This is a genomic window from Morganella sp. GD04133 (genome assembly GCF_029835375.1).
Lineage (GTDB): Bacteria > Pseudomonadota > Gammaproteobacteria > Enterobacterales > Enterobacteriaceae > Morganella > Morganella morganii_B.
In genome coordinates, this window is sequence record NZ_JAODZS010000002.1 from 20,358 (window position 1) to 44,347 (window position 23,990).

The following is a 23,990-nucleotide window of genomic DNA, read 5'->3' on the forward strand; positions in this document are numbered from 1 at the left end:
AACCGGCCTGTCCCGTAAATACGTTAGCCTGTCCGCTCTGATGTTTGCCTGATCCTGTCATTTTGCCCGGAAATTACACACCGGTCAGAGAAGAACCCGCTTTTTATCCTGTCCGGGGGGTAAGCCGAATAACCGCCGGTATTCACGGTTAAACTGAGAGGCACTTTCATACCCGACCCGGAACGCCGCTTCCGAGGCATCCGCCGATTCCACCAGCAACAAACGGCGGGCTTCATTCAGCCGCAGCCATTTCTGATATTGCAGCGGGCTCATACGGGTAACACGGCGGAAATGGCGGTGAAATGAGGATTCGCTCATCTGAGCATGGCGGCAGAGGGTCTCCACCGATATCGGCTGATCAAAATGCGCTTTCAGGTAGTTCAGTACGCCGCTTATCTGGCGGCACTGTTTATTATGTGCGGCCATCAGCTGAAGCCGGGCCCCCTGGCCGCTTTTCAGCAGGTAATAAAGCATTTCTTTATGGATAAGCGGTGCCATGACCGGGATATCATCCGGTTTGTCCAGCAGCGCCACCAGGCGGCAGACCGCACTGAGCAGCGCTTCTGTGACCGGGCATACCGCCTGCGGCATGGCAGGTTCTGATGCCAGCAGCTGAAAGCCGCTTTCCTGCATCAGTGCCGGCAGGTCGCCGAGGTTAAGACTGACCAGCAGTGCCAGAAACGGTGCCTGTTCTGATGCCTCACAGACCTGCGCAATCGCGGGAATATCCACGGATGTCAGCAGGATATCCCCGGGACGGTAACAGTATGTATTATCCCCGAGTGTGATCCGTTTTGCGCCCTGAACCGCAAGCGCGATACCGGGCTCATAAGTCCAGGTTTGTGCCTGTGACGGGGCTGTCCACCGGCACAATGCGAGACCGGGAACGGCGGTATCCCACCCGCCGCTGCGCTCTGCGGTGTGGGTCTGTAACAACTGTTTCAGGCAGTGCAGGCGATTTTCCGTTTCCATTATATTCTCAGCAACCGATTGACTGGTCTGCAGCATAACGGAAAATACCGGCACCGTCTGTGTTTTACACAACGGTGCCGGTTATCAGATTCAGCGGAAGAAATTATCCCCCTGCGACATCAGAGTGGATTCGGTTGCTTCCAGCAATTCCAGCATATTCGCCATATGCGCTTTAATTTCACAACTCGCCGCATCCAGCAGCGTACACATGTTGGTGACCTTTTCGACATAATGCAGGCTTTCATGAAAACTCATTGCCAGATCCGTCAGCTCTCCCCGGATCATGGATAAATCATGGCTGCCGAGATGATTGTGGCTGTGGGCATTCACCATATCGATCCGCTGCTGTGTGCTTTGTCCCCGGCTCTGTAATACCACCACCGACTGTTTCAGCTTATACAGATTGCGCTGCAAATCACCGCCGAGCTTACTGAGGGTTTTACAGCTCCATTTGGCCGATTTGCGCTGCGCCTCAGTCTCACCGATTTCTGCAGCGACGTCTTTCTTATCATGAATATAATGCCTGATCTTGCGCATACGGCGTACTGCTTTCCCCTGCTCCATCACAGACAGTGCACAGGATGCGACCATTTTGCTGATCCCGCCGTCCGGAATAAAAGCCAGCGGTGCGGTCAGTCCGGAGGCCAGGTTCCGTTTCAGCTGCGTACGCCCGATATCCGCTGCTTTGCGCATAAAACGGTAAGAGAGATTACCGCGGCCTTTTTCATAATAATCCGCCGTTTCCGCCAGCAGATTTTTGCCGCCGATGACCTCTCTGTCGAGGTGTGTGCGCTGTGTGCTGTCCGTACCGACCATCACCGCAGTATGTGTCCGGATGCTCAGCGCCTGAGAAATATAGGTCGAATACATTTTCTTTACCGACTGCGCAATTTTGGTGCGTTCTGCGGCCATGATCTTTTCATCCAGAATGGTCAGTCCGCCGTTCAGCGCCCCGCTTCCGGCGATAGTATTCACGTATCCGAGACCGGTTTTGACATCTGCTGCTGATATTGCCATAAAATTCCCTTTTTATTGTTGAAATCAAATTATCCGCCGATCAGCACTGACGGCAGGCCGGTGATAACCGTGCCGCCGTGTGCCGTGCTGTCGCCCAGCCGGGCGGCGGGCTTGTTGTTGATAAGCACCGTCATACTGCCGGTGATGATGCTGTCCGGTACACCAATACACAGACACAGCTGTCCCAGCGTGGCTGCCGGTAAGCCGCCAATCAGCACTGTCGCCGGGGCAGGCAGTACCGGGCCGCCGACATGCGGCACCGGTACAGGTGGTGTCTGGGCCGGGCACAGATGCATATCACCGCTTCTGGCTGCCGGTTTCATTGTTTATCCCCCCGGGCCACCGCCAGCCCGTGTGCCAGAAATGTCCGGTAATGTTCCGCAATGTGCGCACCGTCCGGCATTACTGCCATCAGGTTTATTGCGCCGCTCAGTGCCTGCGCATATAAAAACGGCGGTGCCGGTAACGGGGGCTGTCCGGCATCCAGCATACTGCCGGTGCTCCAGAACACCGCCTGTGCCAGCCAGCCCGCTGCCGAGGATAATCCCTGCTGCTTTGCCGCATCACCACAGGCACGGCGCTCTGATTCACCGGATCGGGTTATCCAGTCCCTGACGCTTTCCAGCACACGCTGCTCCTGATCACGCCATTCTGTCAGTTGTTGTGCACAGTGATATCCCCACCAGAGCGCCTCTTTCAGCGGCAGACCGTGCGCCAGGAAAATCACGGCATCCCCGTAATGCGCCTGCTGCTGCGCGGCGATCAGAAAATCCGCCGGTGCCGGATATTGTGCCGCCAGCGCCGCAGCTTCCCCGGAAGGGGTATAATTTTTCATCACCAGCATTGCGCTGCTGTAAGGCATTTTGTTCAGCATCGCCGTTCCTCAGTTAATTTTTGTCAGCGCACCGCTGATTTGCACCATCGCACCGGCTTTGACTTCCGTCATTGCCGAGCCGCTGATTTCCACCAGCGCACCGCTCAGTTGTGCTTTTGCCTGCGCGGACATCGCCAGCACCGCACTTTCCAGGCCGATTTTGCCGTTTCCTTTCAGGGTGATTTGCGGTGCCTGTAACGTGATGCCGGACGCAGACAGCTCAATTTTGCTGCCGCCCGCCGTCAGTGTCAGTGTCTGTGATGCGGATAAGGTGATCGTTTTCGCATCTGCGGAGAGTGCGCTGTCCGCCTGTAATATCAGGTTCTTTCCGCTGTTCTGGGCGATCCCTTCCGCTGCTGTCAGCTGCCACTGTTTATCACTCCGATGCTGCGTGTTTTCTTTGCTGCTGATGGTCAGATTTTTTTCTGTTTCACAGCGGATGTTGCCTTTAATCAGGGTTGTCCAGTCATTGTTGGCACTGAGGGTTAAATCCTTCTGTGCCGCCAGCGCCAGACACTCCTCATCCCGTTTGTCCTCGAAGCGCAGCTGATTGCCGTTCCCCTTTGCACCCGCCGGGGATGAGCGGCTGTATATACCGCCGGTCAGCGGGTCGGTGAAAGGCCGGGCGTGATTCTGATGCCAGAGTGCGCCGGTCACCACCGGTTTATCCGGGTCACCGTTGAGAAACTGCACCACTACGGCATCCCCGGCACGCGGCAGAAACTGAATCCCCGCCCCGGCCCCCGCGCTGTGTGAAAGCACCGGCAGCCAGGCCTGAGATAACCCGTTGTCCTGATTATCCTCTTCCCAGTGGAAACGGACTTTCACCCGCCCCTGTGCGTCATAACAGGTTTCGTCTCCGTCACCGGCAACGATGGTCGCCGCCTGAATGCCGTCATAACGGGGAGCAGAAACCGGTGGCAGACGAAAGGGTGTGCGGGTCTGATGACAACGGAAGGTGTTGCTGTATCCGGGGCTGCCGCTGCTTTCACCGCAGTCAATGGCATGTGTAATCTCACTGATATAATATTCGCCGTTATATTCTGCTGCCGGATGATCATTCAGCCGGAAACGCATACCGGCACACAGCGCCATCACCGCCGACCCCGCCTCATAGTATTGCGCGGCAGCCGCTTCAGCCTCACAGGCAAACCGCGCGGTGGCAGGCTGTCCGTCATAATAGTGCGTCTGTTGTGTGGTACCGCTGCCGGAGAGCGCTTGCTGCTCAGTACGGCTGTGATGCTGTTCCTGTGACCAGTTTTCTGCGGAAAATACCCCGCTGCTGACCCGGCGGCAGGCACGGAACGGTGTGATAAGGCGGGCGGAGATCGCTCCGGCGGACGGGGTATGCTGTAACCCGTCGGTGATTGTCCATTGGGTGACATTGTCCGGATTGCGCAGGCAGAACCAGCCCTGTCCTGCCATTATCCGGCGGATCATGGCGCTGTCGCTTTCATCCATCTGACACACACAGGGACGGTTTTCACCGTCGCCGCTGAGGGAAAAACGGATAAACGCCGCCAGCTGATGCAGACTGAGCAGTGTGCTGATCTGCCCCCTGCTGTTCTGATTCTGAAATAAGCGCCGCTGCCGCCCGTGACGGAGAAACGTCAGCGGATCCACCGCTGTGATGCGGTAAAAATAGAGCTGTTTATCCGGATGAAAACCGTCACATTCAATCTGTTGTGCCAGCCCGGCAAAGGTCCGCTCATGACAGGTCACCACCACCATTTTGCCCGGCAGCGCCTGATCCGGCGGTGACGGGCTGATAAAGTGTACTTCCAGCCATGTGCCGTCTGATAACGACTCCTTTGCATTCAGACGGGTCGCCACATACGGTGCGCTGTTATCCAGTGTCACGGTAAGCGGACGGGGCTGATCGGCATAGTTTTCCATAACATCATACTCATTATTCAGCCTGACAGAGCACACAGTGTGCCACAGCGCCACCGTTCTCTGCCTTCACCGGTCAGCGGGATTTTGTGGATTTTCAGCGGGATTTCCCCGGCTGAACAGTGACGGCGGCAGACGGTACTCCGCAAACAGCGCCGCCGGTGACGATACCGGTCTGCCGTTGATCCGGCTGCGGAAGCGGAACATATAACCGTTTTCCGTTATAACACTTTCCGGTGAGGCAGCGCGTCCCTGAGACTGCGCCGTCAGCAGCCAGCGCAGCAATCCCCACTCCCCCGGATAAGAGGCGGAGTAAACCGGTTTGCCGTGACGGAAATAGTCTGCCGTCAGCGGCTCTGCATCTGTGGCAGGCGGCCAGTAAAAATCCTGCCAGACCGCCGGGCCGTGCTGATAAATCAGCGTATCATTGCCCTGTGCCAGCCGGATCCCCGACAGTTGCGGCGTCAGTGCCACCGGACGCAGTGAAATCCGCATATTCAGTGCCGTACGGTCATCCGCATAAAACAGCTGTCTCAGTTGTTCTGTCTGTGTTTCCGGCTGACTCAGTGCCGCATACAACGGGTCGCTGTGATGATCCGGCGGCAGTGACTGCATAAAGGCATCCATAACACCGCCGGGGGCCAGAAAAGCATGGAGATCATCCGGTTTCACGCCCTGTGCATTGTGGCTGAACGGATAATAAGGGGCGAGACGATCCCGCCAGAACGGATACACCGTTGCCTGCCATTGTCTGTCGAGATAACGCGCCGCCAGACCGGCCTGCAATTGTGCTGCGGTCTGCCGCCATTGCCGCAGCAGGCTCTCCGGAAGCGGCGGACTATTTTCCGGCCCGGTCTCCGGCGGTTCTCCGCCGTGCATGAACTGCTGATAACTCCATTCCTGCGGGTCAGCGGATGCCATTCCCTGCTGCCAGTGCTGCCGGAGTGATACCACTGACTGCTGCCATGCGATCAGTGCCGGTGATGGTGTCCCTTCCGCTGTCAGTAAGGCGTGCCAGGCGGAAAAAGCACGGTTAATATGTATTCCTGCCGGTTCATCCGCTTTTTTATATTTGCTGAAGGCGGATTGCAGCCGTCCGGCTTTTTTCAGTTTGCTGCTGATTTTACTCAGCCCGAGCAGAGAGGCGGTCTGCTGCCCGGATTTCAGATCCGGTCCCTTTTCCGCTTTCGCCGCCGCAAAGGTGGTATTGCTGTTGATCCCCCGCACCAGCGCCATCATCGGATCACTGAACGGCTGCTCTGTCAGCTGCAGTACAGCGATCAGCGCTTCCGGTGAACCGGCGCGGTGCGGTGTCAGCGATGACAAAAACTGCTGCCAGTAGCGGATGTATTCCTCGTCATACTGCCGGTTAATTTGCACAATGATACTTTCCGGTGACGCTTGTGCATTGTCCGGCCAATGCTGCATAAGGGCAGCAAACTGCGTCTGAAAATCCGCATCCTCCCACTGCGCCTGCCAGGCAGTATAGCCTGCTTTGGTCATGGTGTACGGAACCGACAAAAAGCGGTTGCCCGGCTGAAACAGCGGGGTAATATCCGCCGGAAACAACGTTGCCAGCGGCACTGTGGCATGCTTACGGAGAAACTGTTCCCGCAGCACCGGATAGAGATGCAGTGCAGGATCTGACGCCGCCACTTTTTGCCGCGCCTGTGCCACCAGCCCGGCATGGTATAAACGGCGCTCCTCCGCTGTCAGCGGCTGAACAGGGTAATCTGCCAGCAGGGAAAGCACATCATCACCGCTGTCCGTATCGCTGATCTCTGCCCCCCGGTGGTTATCGGCAAACAGCTGCCGGTAATCATCAATCGCCTGTAACAGCTGCGGGGATGATTCTGCCAGCGCCCGCTGCAGGCGTTGTTCCCGCTGTTTTGCCAGCAGCGGGAAGAGTGCCTTGCGGATCTGCTGTTGATAATCCCGGTACAGCGGCAGCAAAGAGGATGAAAACCAGCGGCTGTGGTATTCACGGCGGATTTCCGCAATTACCGGCTGTAAAAGATGCAGGCGGTGAACCCGCTCTCCGGCCGGTGCTGACGCAACCCGCGACAGATAATCCCTCTGCCCGTTCAGTGAATCTCTCTGTTCCTGAAAACTGCACCATTGTAAAACCCCGGCAGCAGCGGTACCCGCCAGACATAACATCACGGCCAGGTAATAGCCGACCAGTCTGCGCCGTTCCCGTGCCTGACAAATAACGTCATCACGGCCATGAATGACCCGTTCAAACAACGGCGTGGCAATATACTGATGCGCACATTCCGCCGCACACAATAATGCCGATGACAGCACCAGATGTGTGCCTGCTGTGCGCTGGTGCTGTAACGCCGCCACATAGTGCGTCCGCTGGTGAAGATGAGCCGCCAGTTGTGCGGGAAATGACAGCACTGCCGCATTATGCTCCGGCTGTTCTGCTGTCAGCGCGGTGAATTGTTGCTGCTGTAATGACAGCATTAAATCAGCGGTAAACTGTGTAAACGGGGCATCCGGCAAGACCTTCCGCTCACGGCTGAAATCCGTGCTGTGACAAAACTGTGCCCGCTGCGGATCCGCAAACCAGCGGCGCAGTGCAGGCACACTGCCGAGCCCCGGAAGCATCAGATGCAGCGGCGGACGGCACCCGAGCAGAACAGAAAACCCGATACAGGCCGCATGATGCTGCTGACCGGCCTGTATTGCCTGTTCATCACTGAGTGCGGCAAAGGCAGGAGCCGGAGACAGTAAAATAAATCCGTTCAGCGGCTGAGACGGATTCAGGCGTACCAGTTGCCGGGCACTCTCCGGCCCGCCGTCACCGGTGAGCCACGCCGGTGTGCTGATACGGATCACCGTCTTACCCGCCTGATAGCAGAACGGCTCCTGCTCCTGCGCCACCGGGGTAAATCCGTGCTGACGCATACAGGCCTGTGCCTGCGGCAGATCCTCACACAACAGCCAGTAAGTACTGATCCGGCCCGGATCCCGCCGGGACACACCACCGCTGCGCCGCAGACGGCGGCAGGTCTGTTTCAGATAATGGCGCAGTTCACGGCACTGCTGCTGCCGCTGTAACTGCTGCACATCCGGCTCTGTCTGCCACGCGGTTTTGAGCAGCCCGTAAACCGCCAGACTCAGGCTCAGCAGAGAAACAAACACCGGTAACAGCACACTGCCGCCCTGAGTCAGCCAGTAATACCAGGCGGTTACGGTCAGTCCGGCAAGCAGCAGGATCACCAGTGCGTACAGCATTGCGGTTCTGATTTTCATCACCAATCTCCGTTGTTCAGAACAGGGCCGCCAGCGCGTCACACAGTTGCTGTAATAGCTGCTGATAACTGAGATCTGCCGCCACCCGGCATGCTGCATACAGCAACAGTGAACCGGAAAAAATCAGTGACAGCGGGATCCGTTTCGCCGGACGATTCCGGTCTGTACAGCGGCCCGGTGGTGCGGACAGCACTGCCGGTCTGCTGTTGATCAGAATATGACGCAGCCGGGTATAGCAGGCTGCCAGCGCCTCCGGACGGGTGCGGTACTCCCCGCGGAAGCCGAGTGATAACAGATAAAACTGTAATTCGAGGAAATCCCGCAGCGGGACGGGGTTATGCAGCGCGAGGTGCAGATAGCGGAAAAACGCCTCGCCGCCGCGCCGGTTCTGAAACACCGCACCGGTCAGGGTGTGTTCCTGCCAGACTGATTCCGCCCCCCACGATGTGCTCAGTACCGCCTCATCCAGCGCCGCACACCAGACAAACGCACTCTTTCCGGTCAGAGAAGGGTGGAGCTGACGGGCTGTACAAATCCGGTAAAACCGGCTCACGCCCTGTAACATCTGCTGACGGAACAAGGTAAGATCCGGCGGTGTTCCCCCCTGTGCCAGCATAATCAGCGCCTGAAGTAACGGCTGCCCGGCGCTGATCAGCACATTGTGTCCGGAATCTGTTTCCATGATTGATTACCTCCGTGTGATCAGAACAGCACTCAGCCGGGCATGCGGCAACTGGCCGTCAATATGTAACGCCAGAACCGGATCATCCTGTGCCCACAGCGGGCTGCGGGTATCCGGTTCAAAATAAATCGCCCCGGGATGTGGTGTGATCCCGTCCGGGGCGCTGTTCAGTGACAGCAGCGGAATGCCGGTCAGCCCGTTATTGACACAGGCGGCTATCTGATTATTTCCGGCCAGTTTCAGCAAACGGGCTGTACGGGCCGCATCCGGCGGCCTGCCGCTGTCGTCACGGTATTCCAGGATCAGACGGCTCTGTTCCGCAAAAGCGGATTCCGGCAAGGCCAGCCGCAGTAAACGCCGGGAAGTCAGCAGCCGGGTATCCCAGCTCAGCGGCTGTACATGCTGCCGCGTCTGCGGGGCAAGACGCTGTTTCAGTGACTGAAGACAGGGGGAGAACAACCCGGCGTGATCCTCATTACGCCATGGCTGCGGTTCCGGCGGCGGCGCACCGGTCAGCGCACACAGTACAGATTGCAGATGCAGACAGAAGCGGTAAAAATCCCGGCTGGTAATGCGATCCCCTGCCGTCAGGCTTTGCAGCTGTGTCAGCAGCGGCTGTAAATGAAGACAGGCCGTTTCACCGTCCGGCGTGCTGTACAGCCGCTGCAACCGTTGCGCCAGCAACAGCCGCACATCCTCCGCCCGGCGGGTCAGCCACGGATTGTCCTGCACAAACAGGAACGGCGCACAAAATTCCGGCTCCGGCAGCGGGTATCCGCCACCGTCACGGCAATGCAACCGGGCGACCGCCAGCCCGGTTTCATCGTCACGGCACTGTGACTGGCATTTCAACTGCAAATTCAGATACGCGGCACTGATCGTCACCGGTTCACGGGTCTGCCCCGCACGGTTTTCACTCACGCTGAGCGGTTTTGCGGTAAAGCGATCCGGCGCACTGCTCAGCGGCAGTGTCAGCAAAAAGGTCATATCGCCGGACAGTCCGTCCAGACTGAGACTCAGCGGGACATCGGTGACAAACGGTGTGCCGTCCGGCATCACGCCGTGCGCCTGTAACAACGTCAGCTTTCCGGCACCGGTCAGCGATTCATCCGTCACCAGCCGGGAAAATCCGGCCATGCCGCCGCTCAGCTGCTGTGTCACATCCCGCAGACAATCGCTGTGCAGGCGGCTCTCACAAATAAAATGCGCCGGCCGGAGAAATAACCCCTCCTGCCACCAGACACCGGCGGTTTCATGATTCATCGTCTGCCCCCGCGGTGAGTGACAACACCTGTCCGTCCAGGAACAGTGATACTTGCATCAGCGGCAGCGGTAACACCGCAATCACCTGCTTATTTTTCGCCTGCGCCGCCGCAGAGAAACCCGCCAGCACGCCGATGTGTGTTGTACCGGGCTGTAATTGCAGCAGCAGTGTTTCGCGGCTGCCGGGATAGACCGGCTCCGTCACCTTGCGGGCCAGAAGTTGTTCTTTTAGCAGCGCCTGATCCTGCTGCCACAGCGGCATAAAACGCTCACGCTGAAAGATTTCGTCACTGCTGAGCTGGTAGATCCGCAGCACAACCGGCGCGGGCTGGTTGTCGGCATTCGGGTTGCTGTTTTCTTCTGCCCGGATCAGCACCCGTAATATCCCGGTTTCCGGCGCTGTCCCGAACTGACAGGACACCGGGCCGAGAAAAAGAAAAATAAATATAAACAAAGAAATACGGTGTTTCATGATGACTGAATAATCCGGGTGTAAAATTCACTGCGGAAATAATCCGTCAGCTTGTTTTTCAGATTGTCATCCGCAATCTGCTGACTGAAAAACCGTTTATAGGTCTGCCAGTAGTCAATTTTCCCGGCAATTTTCTGGTCGCGGTGCAGGGCTTCCAGGTGCTGCGGAGAGATATCGCGGATGATTTTTTCCGCCGCCGCGCTCAGTGCCTGACTGATTTCCGGCAGCAGTGATTGCAGCAGCACCAGTTTGTCACCGGCCGGTACCGGCGGCAGCGGCGGTAAAATAACCGGAGACGGTGCGGTGATCACCGGCACAATCTCCGGTTGCGCAACAGGTTCCGGTGCGGGCACCGGACTGCCGTAAGGCCGGGCCACCGCTGAAAAACGGTAGCGGATATCATGCGGTGCCGGTTTTTTCACCGGTGCGGTGCCGAGGAACGGATCGTCATCAAAACAGCTGTTATCATCCGCCGGGGTGAACAAGCTGTGCAGTGCCGTTTCTTCATCAGCGGTACTCAGCGGCTGAGGCGCGCTGCTCAGCGGGGAAAAACAGGACACCAGCAGCCGGAACGCCCCGATGCCGAGCATATCGCCGTCCTGTAACAGATAGTCGGTACCGTGCCCGAGTGCCTCCTGCCGGTTGTTGATAAAAACCCCGTCACGACTGGTGTCCGTCAGGATATAACCGGCGGTCGTGCAGCGGAATGTGGCGTGCGTATCCTCAATACGGGAATGCGGGTCATCCAGCACTATATCGGCCTGAGCATCACGCCCGATGGTGCCGTCTCTGCCGTCAAAACAGTATTGCGGCAGTGTGCTGCTGTGCTCCGGTGCGCTGACTATCCGAATCGTCAATGACATAGCGGTGTTCCTGGTGTTAATCAATAGAAACAACAGGCTTATTATCCGTGACTGATAATAAAACCCGGGTAATGGCAGTCTGCTGTCTGCGTTTTTCAATACAGGCTTCGGCAATCTGCGGCAGAAGTTTACCCGTCACCCCCTGTTCAACCGCTCTTGCGCCGGTTTCTGCTGAATAAGGCAGTGATAACAGATAAGTGATTAATTCATCTGAATAACTGAACTCACACTGATAGGTTTCATGAATGCGTTTACCCACTCTGTCCAGCGCCAGCCGGGCAATTGCCGCCCTTTCCGTATCACTGAGCGGGTAATACGGAATAATGGTGGTGCGCCCGAGAAACGATGGCCGGAAATGACGTAACAGCGCCGGAAAAATCAGCGGCACCAGTTCTGTCACCCCGGGGCGTTCATCACCGCAGTGCGCCACAATCTCATCCTCCGCCGCATTGCTGGTCATAATGATGATCGTGTGACGAAAATCGACCTCCCGCCCTTCGCTGTCTGTAATGCGGCCTTTGTCGAAAATCTGATAAAACACGTCATGAATGGCCGGATGAGCTTTTTCCATCTCATCGAGCAGTAAAATAGTGTACGGGTTGCGGCGCACCGCTTCAGTCAGTACCCCGCCTTTGCCGTAACCGGTGTAACCCGCCGGGGCACCCAGCAGCATGGACACTTTATGCGGCTCTTTAAATTCGGTCATATTGAGCGTCACCATCCGGCGATCGTCACCGCAGAGGGCTTCACACAGCGCCAGCGTGGTTTCGGTTTTTCCGGTGCCGCCCGGGCCGCACATCAGGAAAACACCTTGTGGCCGCTGCGGGTTATTCAGTCCGCTGCGGGCAATACGGATAGCTTGTGCTACCGCCGCCACCGGGGCGGTCTGACCGATCACCCGCTCCGCGACTTTCGCTTCCAGGCTGCTGAGGCGGGAAATATCATCCGCCGCCAGATGCCCGGCCGGAATACCGGTCCACAACGCAATCACCGCCGCAATCTGGTTGTCATCCACAGCCTCTGCCGCACTGTCCGGGGTAACCGACTGCGAAACCGATAACCCGGCACAGGCGGTATCCAGCAGACTGATGGCTTTATCGGGCAGTTGCCGTTCCGGCAGATAGCGGACCGAGAGCCGTACCGCCGCCTCACAGGCCGCCTCCGTCACCGGCAGGCCGTGATGCTGCTCCAGTACCGGTTTCAGGGCACGGAGAATGGTCAGAGTGGCGGCCTCATCCGGCGGTGCGATTTTGACCTGCTGGAAACGCCGGGTCAGCGCCGGATCCGGTTCGATAAACTGTTTGTATTCAGACCAGGTGGTGGCCGCCAGGGCTCTGAATTCCCCTCTTGCCAGCGCCGGTTTGAGAATATTGGCGGCATCCCCCTGTCCTGCCGTGCCGCCTGCACCGATCAGGGTGTGCGCCTCATCAATAAAGATGATTTTTTCAGCGCTGCCGGCGCGGATCTCCGCCAGCAGGTTTTTCAGGCGCTGTTCAAATTCCCCTTTCATAGCCGCCCCCGCCTGCAATGCGGTCAGATCCAGTTCCCACACCTCACAGCCGCGCAGACGTTCCGGCACATTGCCGTCACAAATCGCCTGAGCCAGCCCTTCGGCAATCGCGGTTTTTCCCACCCCGGCCTCGCCGACCATAATCGGGCTGTTCTGGCGGCGGCGGCAGAAGATATCGAGGATCTGACGGATTTCACTGTCACGGCCAATCACCGGATCCAGTTTTCCCGCCCGCGCCAGGGCAGTCAGGTCGCGGGCATACGCGGAAAGCAGCGTCTCACCACCGGTACTGCCCGCTGCCGGTGCGGATGCCTGCGGCAGTGCAGTTATCTGCTGTGCCAGCCATTGCGGATCCAGCGATTGCGCCCATGCCGTCACCGCAGGCGGAACACCGCTGCATGCCGTCTGGCGCAGCAGCTGTAAAATATGGATCTCACTGATGTGCTGTCCGCCCTGATTCAGCGAGACATGCAGCCAGAGCTGTTTCAGCAGTTCTGTCAGCTCCGGCGCAAACACCGGTGAGCCATCCGCCGCCTGCGGCAGCAGCGCCAGCGCATCATTCAGACTGTATTGCAGCGCATTGTTGTCCGCCGGTGCCGCGCACCAGGCGAGTTCGCGACAGCCTGCTATCACCAGCAGCCAGTGCAGTGGTGTGACCGCGCGGTGACGGCGGCGGACACACTCCTGTGCCGCCGCCTCCAGTGCTGTCATCAGCGGCGGCGTTAAACGGCGGATAAGTTGATGCAAATCGATAGTCAGCATAGTCCTTCCTTGTCAGAGGCGGGTATTTCGTCCCAGCCGTGATGTCATGGCGGCGAGTTGCACGGGCATCATGCGGGTGTCATCCGTCCGGAAAATGACAGTAAACGTCAGCGGACGGCGGAAAAAAGTGCGGATAAACTGCCCGAGATAATGATGGTATTCCCCGCCGGGCTGCCAGGGGGCACGGGGTTGCAGCGGATCAGCAAACACCTGCACACGCAGATGCGCTGCCCGCAGATAACAATGTGTACCGAGTACGGCACCGCCGCCGAGGCGGTTGCCGGTTCCGGCGGGCGGGTGATATGGCATACGGACCGGCGGGGCATACTGAAATTCCGTACGGCAGGCAAAAAAGGCGGAAGCCGTCCTGTTCAGTACCCGCAGCCGGGTATTTCCGCTCCATAGCGATACCGCCGCCGGATAACAGAGTGCCGGTTCCGGCAGCAGTGTCTGCATCAGCTTTGTCAGCGGTAAACCAGCAGCTGCGGATTGTCCGGCGTGCTGCCTGTCAGCCAGCCGGCGGCAGACAGTATCAAAAACCAGAAAAAAATCCTGCGGGGCAGTCTGCTGATGAGCCTGTGCATATTCCGCCACCGTTCCGGTGATATAGCGCGGCAGCACACCGCCGGTACCGAGCAGCCCGGGCCGGTCAGAACGGTTCATCAGCTATTCTCAGCGGACCGTGATACCGCGCTCCGCTGTCATTACGGCGGCGCAGTGTGAGCTGAATAAATTCATGGTCATCACTCAGCGCCGTGAAAACCGCCTCCAGCAACGCGGCAAAAAACGCGGTTCCTGCCGCCGGGGTATGCTGTGCCAGTGTGACAGTGATGTGCTGCCCCGGAATGGTCAGCGGCAGGTGATGATAAAAACGAACAGTCACGCCGGGCGAGGATGTGATCTCCTCAATCGCGGCAGTCAGCCCGGAAATCACCGGTGAGTTCTGCCTGTCATACAGCGACAACAGTGCCTTCAGCGCTTCCGGAAAATCCGTAAGATCAGATAACCGGACCTGCCGGAGCCGCAGAAAGAGCGCGCACGGATCCGGCTGTACCGGCAGCGGCAGCCGCATTGCCTGCTGAGCGGCAACCGCATGATACATCAGCGGATCAGCCTGCTGCGGTGTCACGGTTTCGCCCGCCGCCGCCGCCGCCCGTTCACCCTGCGTGCCGCGCCCGTGTATCACCCAGAGCCGGACAGATTCCGGTTCCGCCGCTTCGCCGGACAGCAGACAGTTAAGATGTGTCACCCCGCCCTCTGTACCGCACACCGGCTGCCAGCAGCAGGCAGAATGCGGTGTGATCCGCGGGTGATACAGCTGCGGCACCTGCTGCGCAGGCAATACGGTGATATCGGTCACCGCTTCCGCTGAATGCAGAAGCACATCAGATTGGGTATCCGCGCATACCGGGTGCGGATTGCTGTCCGGCGATACCCGCAGCGGTTCACTCTGATGGGCGAAACAGTTTGTCAGCACAGTGCGGAACAGAACAATGCTGTCCTGACGGGCGAAACGTGCCGGTTGCGGCGGCATGTCGCGGAAGAAAAATGTCAGTGTGAAGGTCTGTCCGTTGCAATGCCTCAGCGGATCCGACAGTGAGATCACTGCACCGGCAGCCTGTTCCGGATACCACAGTGCGTCATACAGCAGCCTGTGTGCATCATCCTCCGCATCAGGACGATACGTCAGCGGCAGCCGCTGACACGCGTCCGGCGGTAAAAAAACCTCCGTTTCCCCGGCGTTCAACCGGATGGCGGCACACTGCCGGTGTACCGCATCATCTGTCAGCCAGGGAAGATCCCCGTCACCGGTAAAATGCAGTGTCAGTGATGTCAGATTCAGCTCTGACAGGGAAACGCCCGGCACGGTCACCGAAAATGCCAGTTGCAGGGAACAGACTGCGGTGCGGGGCTCTCCCTGCTCCGTATAGCCTGCCGCCTGCGGGATAAATTGCTGTGTTGTGATCGCCAGCGGCATCAGTGTCAGCGGGTACTGTGTGCGCCAGTGAATGTTTTCCCCGGCAGCCGTGTGTGTGGTGAACGGTGTTTCTGCCGCCAGGATCTGCGTTTGTGCCGCCGCCTGCGGCGTAAATACCACCGGCAGCAGCGCCGGTACCGGACGCAGATAATCAGGAAATACCGTGCGGACCAGGATTTCCGTCAGCTGCGGCGCGGTCAGTGCCAGTTGCTGAGCGGTCAGCCCGGTCAGATAGGCCACGCCGTCGAGCAGCGCCCGCAACTGCGGATCGGTTATCGTCTGCCCGCTGATCCCCAGCAACTGCGCCTGATGCGGATGCTGACGGCGGTAGGCTTCCAGCCCGTCCAGCAACAACTGCCGCTGTTGCTCAAAATAGTGCAGAGTGTTGTTATGCATCAGCGGCCTCCGGGTTTATCAGTTGTCCGGCGTTGAAATCCAGGCAGACCGGCAGACACACTTCGTGACCGCCGCACAGCGCCGCTATTTCAAAGTGAATCTGATGCTGCCGGTATGAGTGCGGCACGATAGTGACACTCACCCGCTGTAACCGCGGTTCATAACAGCGGATCAGACTTTCAATTTCCTGAGTGATCGCCGTGAGATGAAATTTCCCCTGTGCCCGCAGCAGATGGCTCTGGCCGAACCCGGCGATACCACTGCTTTTTCTGCCGTCAGCCCAGACCGGCGCGCGGGCGTTGATGATCCGGTACAGATGTGCTGTCACCGAACGCTCTGTACAGGGCTGATACGGCGGTGCATCCGCCTCGTGACATAATCTTTCCAGCAGGCTCATGACAACACCTCTCCCTGCGGCCGCGAAAACCAGAGTGTGAGATCCACATTTGCCTCACTGATGTCGTACTGATACTGCGGCTGCAGGCAGATACGGCACTGATAGCGGGTCGGGTCTGCCGGGTCCGCACTCATCACCACCGCCGCGCGGCGCAGCGGATAGTCCGCCATAATGGCATCCTCGCCGTAATCCACATCACTCACATAGCGTTTCAGCCACTTTTCAATGCTGCGCTGACAGGCGGACAGAGAATCAAAATTACCGATTTTGTCGCGGATTTGTGTCCGGATAGCATGAGCAAACCGGCACGCCATCAGATTCACCGGCAGCATGGTCAGCTGCCGCCAGCGCGGCTCCGGCGGCTGCCAGACACTGTAATAGCTGAAAAAACCGGACTGCCCGCTGAGATACAGTGAGGTGCAGGCCGTCAGCCCCTGCTCTGCCCAGAAATTATCCTGCTCACAGGCCAGATTGGTTTCCGTGATAATCTCCGGCGGCGTAAGGCTGTCCCCGCCTGTCAGTGCAGCCACAATCGCCCCCTGTGTGCCGCTGCTGTTATAACTGCGCAGAAAGCCGAACCAGCTGATCCGCTCAAACTCGCGGATAACATTTATCACCACCAGCCAGGCGGCATTACCCCATAACTCCCCGCCGCTGTGATTGTCCGGCTGATAAACAAAACCGCAGCGCGGTGTTTTATGCGGATAACGCAGCAGAAAACGCGGCAGTGCGAGGTATAAAAAGCGCGCCTGTTCGTGACAACGTAACTTTTGCCACAAACAGTAATCCGGGCTGTTCAAAATCCGGGCAATTCTGTTGTGATCTGCCGAAAACCAGTGCAGGTCATCCCCGGTAAAATGCGGGTCAGTCCCGGTGATCACCGGACATAACGATACCTCACCCAGTTCCGCCAGCCGGGTGGCGGTGTAGAGTTCGTCATACTCACCGCCGCCGGTGAATACCATCTGGTGATCCACCAGCAGCAGCCCGAACGGCAGTCCCCCCGCCGTATTCAGTTCACGCTGATACAGCAGGCGGTACAACAGAGTATGGCGGATATCAAACGCGGTATTCAGCTCACGGGCCAGTGACGGCCAGGAGAGATCCAGCAGGCGGATAATCACCCGCCGGGATGATGAAACCCGGGCAGTGAGATGACGCAGACTGCGCCAGCGGGCTTCCAGCGCACAAAAGTCCGGGTGATGCAGCACCTGTTGCAGCTGTGTACTGCACAACCGGTCGATGCCGTGAATACAGTGATTTATCAGCGTACAAAACTGACTGTGATCCTGCCGTACCGCTGCCTGATGCAGCGCGGTCTGAACATCTGCCATCCGCGACATTCCGCATTACCCGCCCGGAATATCCGCCACCATCCGCAGCGAAGCAGTGAGGGCTTCCATCTGTAGCCACGGACGGATCCACGCCACCGCCGCATACATCCCGGGACGGCCCGGTAAATCCGTCACCGTGACTTTGGCTTCCGCCAGCGGGTGAGTTGCTTTGGCTTCATTACCGATAGCATTGGGATTGACATACTGATGCAGCCAGCGGTCGAGGGATTTTTCCACGTCTGCCGCCGACAGGTTGGATCCGACACGGTCACGCCCTATCACCTTCAGATACTGGGCAATACGACTGCTCGCCATCACATAGGGCAGTCTGGCGGAAATTGCCGCATTAGCGGTCGCCGCCGGGTCGGTATAGATTTTCGGTTTATGTACCGTCTGTGCGCCCATAAATACGCCGTGAGCGGCATTTTTGTAATGCACCAGCGGCAAAAAGCCGAGGTCACTGAGTTCTTTCTCCCGCTCATCGGTGAGATTGACCTGTGCCGGACAGAGCTGGACGGCATCACGGGCATCATTGCGGTAGATATAATTAGGCAGATTATCCACTTTGCCGCCATTCTCCGCCCCGCGCACTGCAGTACACCAGCCGAAGCGGCGGTATGCCTGTGTCAGCAGCAGCCCGTAGGCATACGCGGCATTACTCCAGACAAACTGATCCTGTGACGACACCTGTGCAGAGCCGTCCGCCCGCTGCGGCAGTTCCTCAAATTCAAACCCGCTGATACTTTTACCGCCGGTGCCGTAAGGCTGACGTGCCAGGGTTTTCGGCAGTGTCAGCGCCACATAGCGCGACTCATCGGCGGCACGGAACGCATTCCACGACGCATATGCCGGGGCATCAAACCCGGCGGCGACCGGTTTGCCGTCCGCAAACTGTGTTACCGACTGAAAATCAAACATTGATTGCCCGGCTGCCGCCACAAACGGTGCATGGGAGGCACTGGCCACTTCGCCGATGTAACGCAGCAGCGCCACGTCTTCATCACCGTAACCAAATTCAAAGTCCCCGAGCAGTACGCCGTACGGCTGCCCGCCGGCAGTGCCGAACTCCGCCTGATACACACAGTTAAAAAACGGGCTGCGGTCTATCGCCGGGGCATTCTCAAACTGTTGCAGCAGCTCGGTTTTGGTGTAATCCGCCATGCGGATTTTCAGATCCGCTCCCGGGTCACTCTCCCTGACCAGCTTGTGCAGCCCCAGCCAGCTGCCTTCCAGGCGCCGGAAGTCCGGAGCGGTCATCACTTCAGATAATTGGGATGAAATCTGTTTATCAATCAGTGTGATAGCCTTACGCAACGTCAGCGTCAGGTTTTTATCCCAGCTCACCGTACCCGCCATTGCCTGACGGGTCAGTGCGGTCATCAGATCACGGGTGGTATCCGGCGGGGTCTGCACGGTGGCCTGTACCGCGCGATCGAGAAAACTGAGTTCCGTCGTGCCCTGCAGTACCGCCGCCTGCTGCTGCGAAGTGTCACTCATCAGCCCGCCTCCGGCACAGCCAGTTCAGCATTCAGGGAACTAAGTGCCTCGGTATTCTGCAGGATTTCTTTGAGCAGCTGCTCAAGGTCGCGGGAACGGTCGGCTTTACTGAGCAAAGTTTTCAGCTGATTACGGGTTTCGATCAGGGATTTGAGCGGTGCTATCTGGTTCACCAGATTTTCCGGATGAAAATCCGCCATCGATGTGAAAGTGAGTTCCACCGGAAACTCGCTGCCGTCATCACTGAGGGTATTGGTGACGTTAAAGGTCAGTTCCGGGTTTATCTGCGCCATCACATCATTAAAATTGTCATTATCAATGCCGGTAAATTCCCGGTCTTCCGGCGCACATTTTTTATCCGCCGGTTTATGCCCGGAAAAATCCCCGACCACCCCGACGACAAACGGCAGCTCCCGGTTTTCTGATTCACCATTGACTTCAACATCATACGTAATACTGACGCGGTTTTTATTCACCCGCTTGTGCTGTGCATTCATTGCCATAACAATTTTCCTGCGGTTATCAAAAAATCGGGAAGCCCGAAGGCTTCCCGTCAGGTATTATTTCGCGCCGGACAGCAGTTTGCCCTGCGGCAGGTTGTAGGTGACAATACCGCCCTCTTTCAGCTCGCCGCCTTCCAGTTCATAGGAATGTTTCTGAGAAATTTCCACATAGGAGAAGGTGATCATTTCATGCGGCTGTGCGCCGTCATAACCGCTGACGTTATAGCCGGTCAGACGGGCATGAGAGAGCTTGATCTGAAAATACACCGATGCGCCCGAGCCGTCCGCTTCCGGTTTGGTGAAGGCGATTTCCACGGTTTTGCCTTCCTTGCCCGGATTAAACAGGAAAGAAAGCAGATCTTCCGATGCACCATCAATCTGTTTTGCCACGCTGACCGGCTGAATCGCGACCATACCGGAGTCGGCGTTATTGCCGTTACCGATATCCATCGCCACATTGCGGGAGCCGCCCCAGCTGTAGGAATCCACCGCAAACCAGTTCGCGCCGTCCAGGCCGATAACCGTTGCACCGCCTTTAATATCAACGCCATCAATTCGCATATAAATACTTGCCATAACTATCCTTATTATGTGTGTGTAATAATTACCAGCGCAGCGCGGTATTGCTGTGCTCTGCCGGTAAGGTCGGGTTTTCATCTGCACATGCCGGACCGCTTTCCGGCACCGGCAATTCGGTCATCTGCATATCGTTCAGACCGGTCAGTGAAAAAATCCGGTCCAGCAGTGTGCTGTTGTCTTCCAGTAATATTTCCTGCCACAACCCGGCCAGCGACATTTGTCCCCAGCGGATGGCTTTTTCCAGCAGGTAAGAGATCGGGCTGTGCGGTTCGCTGTCCCTGAAATAGCGTGAAATTTCACGCAGCTGCCGCAATGCGGTATCACGGTTATGGTGATTACGCTGTCTGAGTGCCGGGAAATCCGGCCGTCCTGAGGGTTCCGCAACCGGGGAGGCCGTTTTCTCCGGCGGATGTTCCGGCTGTACCGCTGTAACCGGCGGCGCAGAGAGTGCCAACCCGCTGACAGCCATCACCGCATTGCGGTAACCGGCCAGTAATTCCGTAAAAAAGGCCGGTGATACTATGCTGCCCGCGCCTCTCTCAGTAAAAAATGCCGACAGTGGCTGTAAGTGCGCCAGACACTGCGTCAGCACATCAATGCGCTGCCGGGCGTCCGCCTGTGATTGCGCAGAATGCGACGGGCTGTCCGGCAGCACTCCCCGGTGCTGACATTGCAGATAGTGGTAATACGGGATGTCATCCGCCACCGGTAACAGCAATACCGCACTGTAAAACAAACAATTTTCGGTACCGGAGCCCAGAATCAGACTCAGTTCCTGTAATTTTATCTGCTCCGCCTGCGGGTCTGCCTCATGCTGCGGCGGCAATTGCTCCCAGTGTTTTGTCATCTGAACGGAGAACCAGGCGAGCGACTGCTCAAGGGCGCGCAGTGACGGATCCTGTAATATCTGACACCAGAGATACCAGCCGGAAAGGCTGATATCACGTGCTGTATCTGTCAGGACAGGGAGCAGCGCATCTGCCAGGGCGGTCTGATCGGCAAGCATCTGCTGCCGGTGCTGTGCTCTGCTTTCTTCATCCGTCTGCTGTAACAGGCGGCGCAGCGAGGACTGGGCAATATTGAACAGATTACGCAGCGGCTGGTAACGGGCACCATCTGCCTTTAAATATTCCCCCTGCGGCTGTCTTTCACAGACAGGTAACCACAGTGTTTTCTGCTCATCCTGAGACAATGGCATACCTTTCCCTTTGCGTTCCGCCGCTGTTTTCCGATGCGGCAAGTAAACCACATTGAAAGTAGCGCCACTGTCAGCAGCCTCATTGATTTTTTTAGCTTTACGCCGAACCACGGCAGCATATCGTGCAGGGAGGGATAATCGGAGGAATGTTTACTTTATCTTTTAAAAACAGAAATATATCCGCATTTACAGTAAATACTGTCGGGCATCTTTCATTAGCTGGCTTATTATTTTAATTTTATTCATTATTTTGTGATCCCGTGCTGTGTATTTTTATTGAATTTAAGCGGGAAAATAAAAATAATAATCCGTCCTGTCTGATTATTCAGGACAAAAACCTGGTGGCGGTGAAATGATCACCGCGTTTGCATAATATGGTTAACTATCATGAGCAATGTAATTGCGTTTACTGATGCGGACACCAATCCCTGCATGCAATGCGGGGCATGCTGTGCCTATTTCCGGGTCTCGTTTTATCACGGGGAAACGGACAGCACGGGCGGCGTGGTGCCGGCAGAGATGACAGAGAAAGTGAATGATTTTATGGCCTGTATGAAAGGTACTGATCAGCCATCCCCGCGCTGTATCAATCTTCAGGGGGAAGTCGGTCAGTGTGTGGCGTGCAGCGCTTATGCACAACGCCCGTCCCCGTGCCGCGAGTTTGAACAATCGTGGGTCAGCGGTATACACAATGCTGCCTGTGACCGCGCAAGAGCCGCACATGGCCTGCCGCCGCTGGAACCGCCGTCCCGCCACAATGATCACGCGGCCTGATCACCGCCGTTTTGCACTAACGTTTTTACGGCTGTTCAGGTAGGATAACCGCATTACTATCAGACTGAATAAGGACCGCCCTATGAGCGATTATGCACAGCGTGTTGCTGACGTGGAAAAAGCCATTGAGAGTAACAGTATCACTGAAATGAATGAGTTGATGGTCAGCCTGGGTGACAGTAACCCGCTGCCGTATGAACAGCGTTATGAGTTACAGCAGCGCCTCCGTCAGGCGATAATGGATCACGGAAAAATACATCACTAGTTAATTCTTATTCCGTACCGGCTTATTTCCGGAATAATATACCGGTACGGAGTGTCATGTTTATTGCGTTAATGTCAGCTTTTGCAAAAGTCACCGTCATTCCTGTACTAACCGCCTTTTAATCCGCTATGCTTTTCCTGTCAGCTATCTCATTCATTCATCAGATTATTATTTATAACAAATCAATCTTATCTGCCTGTGAGTTAACAATCGTCAATAAAATACTCTATTACATTGTTTTATATGACAGTTTTGTGAATTTTTTAATTTTTTCACCGGCTGAAAAATTCCTTATTTATCGGTAGAGGAAAGAGAATAATCGGCATATGATATTGAATACGTTTCACTGACGTGACTATTTACACGTGCGTGGTATCTGGGTTTGTAAGGAATGCTTATTATGGAAGTATCAAACTATTCACCGTTACTGAGCTATTACGCGTACATTAAAAAGTTTATTGTATCGCCGGCCACAATGGGAACCATCACGCCTTCATCACGCTGGCTGTGCCGTGCCATGGTCCGTCATGTCGATTGGCGCGGCGAGCAGCATTTTGCTGAGCTGGGTGCCGGTACCGGAGTGATTACCCGCCAGATTCTGGATCAGATGGATCCGCTGGCTAAACTGGATGCCTACGAAATTGACCCCTATTTTGTCAGCCTGCTGAATAAGTTTCAGGATGGCCGGCTGGGGATTTTTTCTGACTCGGCAGAGAAACTGAGCCGTCCGTATAATGTGATTTTTTCCGGGCTGCCGTTCCTGTCAATTGATCGCCGTACCGGGCTGCGTATTCTGAAAGCGGTGCGTGATAATATTGAACTCAGCGACGGACAGTTTATTCTGTTCCAGTACACCACCAAATTTGAGAAATACCTGCGCCGTTATTTCCATTTCCGCAAAGAGCGTGTATTGTTCAACGTTCCGCCGGCCTGGGTGTATATCTGTACCCCGAAGAAACGTTATACCAATAACTGATCACCCGCAGCGTGTCCCGGAATACCGGGACACCGGCCATTCTCAATACCCCTGATTTACGGATCCCCCTATGTTAATTATCGTCCCCGCCAAACCGGATCATTTCCCGCGCCTGGTTGCCATCTGGGAATCATCCGTCCGCGCCACACACGATTTTTTATGTGAGGCTGATATTGAAAAACTGCGTCCGCTGCTGCTCAATACCTATCTGCCGAACCTGAATGTGGTGGTGGCACAGGATGAAAACGGTGAGATCCACGGTTTTCTCGGCACAGACGCGAACCGGATTGAAATGCTGTTCGTGGATGCGGAAATCCGCGGCAAAGGCACCGGCAAATTCCTGCTGAATTATGCGGTTGAACAGTTACAGGCCGATGAGCTGGATGTGAATGAACAGAACCCGCAGGGCGTCGGTTTTTACCACCATATGGGTTTTACACAGACAGGCCGTTCTGAACTGGATGGAGAGGGAAATCCGTTCCCGCTGCTGCACATGAAATACACCGGCAAAACAGCGGGATAAT

General features: G+C 56.7%; 23 protein-coding genes. 4 read left to right on the forward strand and 19 right to left on the reverse strand.

Annotated elements, in window-relative coordinates:
* Positions 1–84: 84 nt before the first annotated feature.
* The 19 genes from N7387_RS00985 to N7387_RS01075 all read right to left on the reverse strand — a co-directional run bounded on the left by N7387_RS00985 (position 85) and on the right by N7387_RS01075 (position 21,451).
* On the reverse strand, positions 85–972 hold the full coding sequence (locus N7387_RS00985; protein ID WP_279796155.1) for an AraC family transcriptional regulator: 888 nt from the start codon (positions 970–972) through the stop codon (positions 85–87).
* 90 nt (positions 973–1,062) lie between these two features.
* A complete protein-coding gene (locus tag N7387_RS00990) occupies positions 1,063–1,989 on the reverse strand; it encodes a hypothetical protein (protein ID WP_262858784.1) in 927 nt (308 codons plus the stop codon).
* A gap of 29 nt (positions 1,990–2,018) precedes the next feature.
* Positions 2,019–2,312, reverse strand: coding sequence for a PAAR domain-containing protein (locus N7387_RS00995; RefSeq protein ID WP_279796157.1), 294 nt, complete (start codon positions 2,310–2,312; stop codon positions 2,019–2,021).
* Positions 2,309–2,863: a hypothetical protein gene (locus tag N7387_RS01000; RefSeq protein ID WP_279796158.1), complete on the reverse strand. Its 555-nt coding sequence runs from the start codon at positions 2,861–2,863 to the stop codon at positions 2,309–2,311. The genes N7387_RS00995 and N7387_RS01000 overlap by 4 nt, the downstream gene beginning before the upstream one ends.
* Positions 2,864–2,872: 9 nt before the next feature.
* Positions 2,873–4,759 carry a type VI secretion system tip protein TssI/VgrG gene (gene tssI / locus N7387_RS01005; RefSeq protein WP_279796159.1) on the reverse strand — a complete coding sequence of 629 codons (1,887 nt, stop codon included), beginning with the start codon at positions 4,757–4,759 and terminating at the stop codon, positions 2,873–2,875.
* 66 nt (positions 4,760–4,825) lie between these two features.
* The gene (locus N7387_RS01010; protein WP_279796160.1) at positions 4,826–8,017 is read right to left on the reverse strand and encodes an ImcF-related family protein; all 3,192 of its coding nucleotides are present in this window, start codon (positions 8,015–8,017) and stop codon (positions 4,826–4,828) included.
* A gap of 16 nt (positions 8,018–8,033) precedes the next feature.
* Positions 8,034–8,699, reverse strand: a complete 666-nt coding sequence (gene icmH, locus N7387_RS01015) for a type IVB secretion system protein IcmH/DotU (RefSeq protein WP_279796161.1) — start codon at positions 8,697–8,699, stop codon at positions 8,034–8,036.
* Positions 8,700–8,705: 6 nt separating this feature from the next.
* Positions 8,706–9,962, reverse strand: coding sequence for a type VI secretion system baseplate subunit TssK (tssK, locus tag N7387_RS01020; protein WP_279796162.1), 1,257 nt, complete (start codon positions 9,960–9,962; stop codon positions 8,706–8,708).
* Positions 9,952–10,434, reverse strand: a complete 483-nt coding sequence (gene tssJ / locus N7387_RS01025; RefSeq protein ID WP_279796163.1) for a type VI secretion system lipoprotein TssJ — start codon at positions 10,432–10,434, stop codon at positions 9,952–9,954. The genes tssK and tssJ overlap by 11 nt, the downstream gene beginning before the upstream one ends.
* On the reverse strand, positions 10,431–11,297 hold the full coding sequence (locus N7387_RS01030) for an FHA domain-containing protein (protein WP_279796165.1): 867 nt from the start codon (positions 11,295–11,297) through the stop codon (positions 10,431–10,433). The genes tssJ and N7387_RS01030 overlap by 4 nt, the downstream gene beginning before the upstream one ends.
* A 16-nt stretch (positions 11,298–11,313) precedes the next feature.
* Complete coding sequence (locus N7387_RS01035; RefSeq protein WP_279796166.1) at positions 11,314–13,569, reverse strand: AAA family ATPase; 2,256 nt, start codon at positions 13,567–13,569, stop codon at positions 11,314–11,316.
* Between the two features lie 12 nt (positions 13,570–13,581).
* Positions 13,582–14,232 carry a type VI secretion system baseplate subunit TssG gene (locus tag N7387_RS01040; RefSeq protein ID WP_279796167.1) on the reverse strand — a complete coding sequence of 217 codons (651 nt, stop codon included), beginning with the start codon at positions 14,230–14,232 and terminating at the stop codon, positions 13,582–13,584.
* Positions 14,219–15,943, reverse strand: coding sequence for a type VI secretion system baseplate subunit TssF (locus N7387_RS01045; RefSeq protein ID WP_279796168.1), 1,725 nt, complete (start codon positions 15,941–15,943; stop codon positions 14,219–14,221). Before N7387_RS01045 ends, N7387_RS01040 begins: the two co-directional genes overlap by 14 nt.
* Positions 15,936–16,340, reverse strand: a complete 405-nt coding sequence (locus N7387_RS01050; protein WP_279796169.1) for a GPW/gp25 family protein — start codon at positions 16,338–16,340, stop codon at positions 15,936–15,938. The genes N7387_RS01045 and N7387_RS01050 overlap by 8 nt, the downstream gene beginning before the upstream one ends.
* A complete protein-coding gene (locus N7387_RS01055; RefSeq protein WP_279796170.1) occupies positions 16,337–17,674 on the reverse strand; it encodes a type VI secretion system contractile sheath large subunit in 1,338 nt (445 codons plus the stop codon). The genes N7387_RS01050 and N7387_RS01055 overlap by 4 nt, the downstream gene beginning before the upstream one ends.
* Positions 17,675–17,689: 15 nt before the next feature.
* On the reverse strand, positions 17,690–19,171 hold the full coding sequence (gene tssC, locus N7387_RS01060; protein ID WP_279796171.1) for a type VI secretion system contractile sheath large subunit: 1,482 nt from the start codon (positions 19,169–19,171) through the stop codon (positions 17,690–17,692).
* Positions 19,171–19,674 (reverse strand): type VI secretion system contractile sheath small subunit, encoded by a 504-nt coding sequence (gene tssB / locus N7387_RS01065; RefSeq protein WP_262858799.1) that lies wholly within the window; start codon positions 19,672–19,674, stop codon positions 19,171–19,173. Before tssB ends, tssC begins: the two co-directional genes overlap by 1 nt.
* Positions 19,675–19,731: 57 nt before the next feature.
* Entirely contained in the window at positions 19,732–20,250 is a 519-nt protein-coding gene (locus tag N7387_RS01070; RefSeq protein WP_025152132.1) for a type VI secretion system tube protein Hcp, read from the reverse strand.
* Between the two features lie 28 nt (positions 20,251–20,278).
* Positions 20,279–21,451: a type VI secretion system ImpA family N-terminal domain-containing protein gene (locus N7387_RS01075; RefSeq protein ID WP_279796172.1), complete on the reverse strand. Its 1,173-nt coding sequence runs from the start codon at positions 21,449–21,451 to the stop codon at positions 20,279–20,281.
* A 387-nt stretch (positions 21,452–21,838) separates the two neighbouring features.
* Here N7387_RS01075 and N7387_RS01080 point away from each other — a divergent pair, with 387 nt between their 5' ends.
* From N7387_RS01080 to N7387_RS01095, 4 genes are all read left to right on the forward strand, one after another.
* Positions 21,839–22,225, forward strand: a complete 387-nt coding sequence (locus N7387_RS01080; RefSeq protein WP_262882067.1) for a YkgJ family cysteine cluster protein — start codon at positions 21,839–21,841, stop codon at positions 22,223–22,225.
* An 82-nt stretch (positions 22,226–22,307) separates the two neighbouring features.
* Positions 22,308–22,490, forward strand: a complete 183-nt coding sequence (locus N7387_RS01085) for a YdcY family protein (protein ID WP_262858802.1) — start codon at positions 22,308–22,310, stop codon at positions 22,488–22,490.
* A 400-nt stretch (positions 22,491–22,890) separates the two neighbouring features.
* Positions 22,891–23,466, forward strand: a complete 576-nt coding sequence (locus N7387_RS01090; protein ID WP_262858803.1) for an rRNA adenine N-6-methyltransferase family protein — start codon at positions 22,891–22,893, stop codon at positions 23,464–23,466.
* Between the two features lie 70 nt (positions 23,467–23,536).
* Entirely contained in the window at positions 23,537–23,989 is a 453-nt protein-coding gene (locus tag N7387_RS01095; protein ID WP_262882068.1) for an acetyltransferase, read from the forward strand.
* The last annotated feature ends 1 nt before the right edge of the window (position 23,990 follow it).

Excerpts from the sequence above, each read along its gene's own strand:
- N7387_RS01070 (WP_025152132.1), bottom strand. The coding sequence starts at position 20,250 with ATGGCAAGTATTTATATGCGAATTGATGGCGTTGATATTAAAGGCGGT.
- N7387_RS01095 (WP_262882068.1), top strand. The coding sequence starts at position 23,537 with ATGTTAATTATCGTCCCCGCCAAACCGGATCATTTCCCGCGCCTGGTT.
- N7387_RS01050 (WP_279796169.1), bottom strand. The coding sequence starts at position 16,340 with ATGAGCCTGCTGGAAAGATTATGTCACGAGGCGGATGCACCGCCGTAT.
- N7387_RS01090 (WP_262858803.1), top strand. The coding sequence starts at position 22,891 with ATGGAAGTATCAAACTATTCACCGTTACTGAGCTATTACGCGTACATT.
- N7387_RS01035 (WP_279796166.1), bottom strand. The coding sequence starts at position 13,569 with ATGCTGACTATCGATTTGCATCAACTTATCCGCCGTTTAACGCCGCCG.
- N7387_RS01080 (WP_262882067.1), top strand. The coding sequence starts at position 21,839 with ATGAGCAATGTAATTGCGTTTACTGATGCGGACACCAATCCCTGCATG.
- tssJ (WP_279796163.1), bottom strand. The coding sequence starts at position 10,434 with ATGAAACACCGTATTTCTTTGTTTATATTTATTTTTCTTTTTCTCGGC.
- N7387_RS00995 (WP_279796157.1), bottom strand. The coding sequence starts at position 2,312 with ATGAAACCGGCAGCCAGAAGCGGTGATATGCATCTGTGCCCGGCCCAG.
- N7387_RS01040 (WP_279796167.1), bottom strand. The coding sequence starts at position 14,232 with ATGAACCGTTCTGACCGGCCCGGGCTGCTCGGTACCGGCGGTGTGCTG.
- N7387_RS01000 (WP_279796158.1), bottom strand. The coding sequence starts at position 2,863 with ATGCTGAACAAAATGCCTTACAGCAGCGCAATGCTGGTGATGAAAAAT.
- tssI (WP_279796159.1), bottom strand. The coding sequence starts at position 4,759 with ATGGAAAACTATGCCGATCAGCCCCGTCCGCTTACCGTGACACTGGAT.
- N7387_RS01085 (WP_262858802.1), top strand. The coding sequence starts at position 22,308 with ATGAGCGATTATGCACAGCGTGTTGCTGACGTGGAAAAAGCCATTGAG.
- N7387_RS01010 (WP_279796160.1), bottom strand. The coding sequence starts at position 8,017 with ATGAAAATCAGAACCGCAATGCTGTACGCACTGGTGATCCTGCTGCTT.
- icmH (WP_279796161.1), bottom strand. The coding sequence starts at position 8,699 with ATGGAAACAGATTCCGGACACAATGTGCTGATCAGCGCCGGGCAGCCG.
- N7387_RS01030 (WP_279796165.1), bottom strand. The coding sequence starts at position 11,297 with ATGTCATTGACGATTCGGATAGTCAGCGCACCGGAGCACAGCAGCACA.
- N7387_RS01045 (WP_279796168.1), bottom strand. The coding sequence starts at position 15,943 with ATGCATAACAACACTCTGCACTATTTTGAGCAACAGCGGCAGTTGTTG.
- tssC (WP_279796171.1), bottom strand. The coding sequence starts at position 19,171 with ATGAGTGACACTTCGCAGCAGCAGGCGGCGGTACTGCAGGGCACGACG.
- N7387_RS00990 (WP_262858784.1), bottom strand. The coding sequence starts at position 1,989 with ATGGCAATATCAGCAGCAGATGTCAAAACCGGTCTCGGATACGTGAAT.
- N7387_RS01075 (WP_279796172.1), bottom strand. The coding sequence starts at position 21,451 with ATGCCATTGTCTCAGGATGAGCAGAAAACACTGTGGTTACCTGTCTGT.
- N7387_RS00985 (WP_279796155.1), bottom strand. The coding sequence starts at position 972 with ATGGAAACGGAAAATCGCCTGCACTGCCTGAAACAGTTGTTACAGACC.
- tssB (WP_262858799.1), bottom strand. The coding sequence starts at position 19,674 with ATGGCAATGAATGCACAGCACAAGCGGGTGAATAAAAACCGCGTCAGT.
- N7387_RS01055 (WP_279796170.1), bottom strand. The coding sequence starts at position 17,674 with ATGGCAGATGTTCAGACCGCGCTGCATCAGGCAGCGGTACGGCAGGAT.
- tssK (WP_279796162.1), bottom strand. The coding sequence starts at position 9,962 with ATGAATCATGAAACCGCCGGTGTCTGGTGGCAGGAGGGGTTATTTCTC.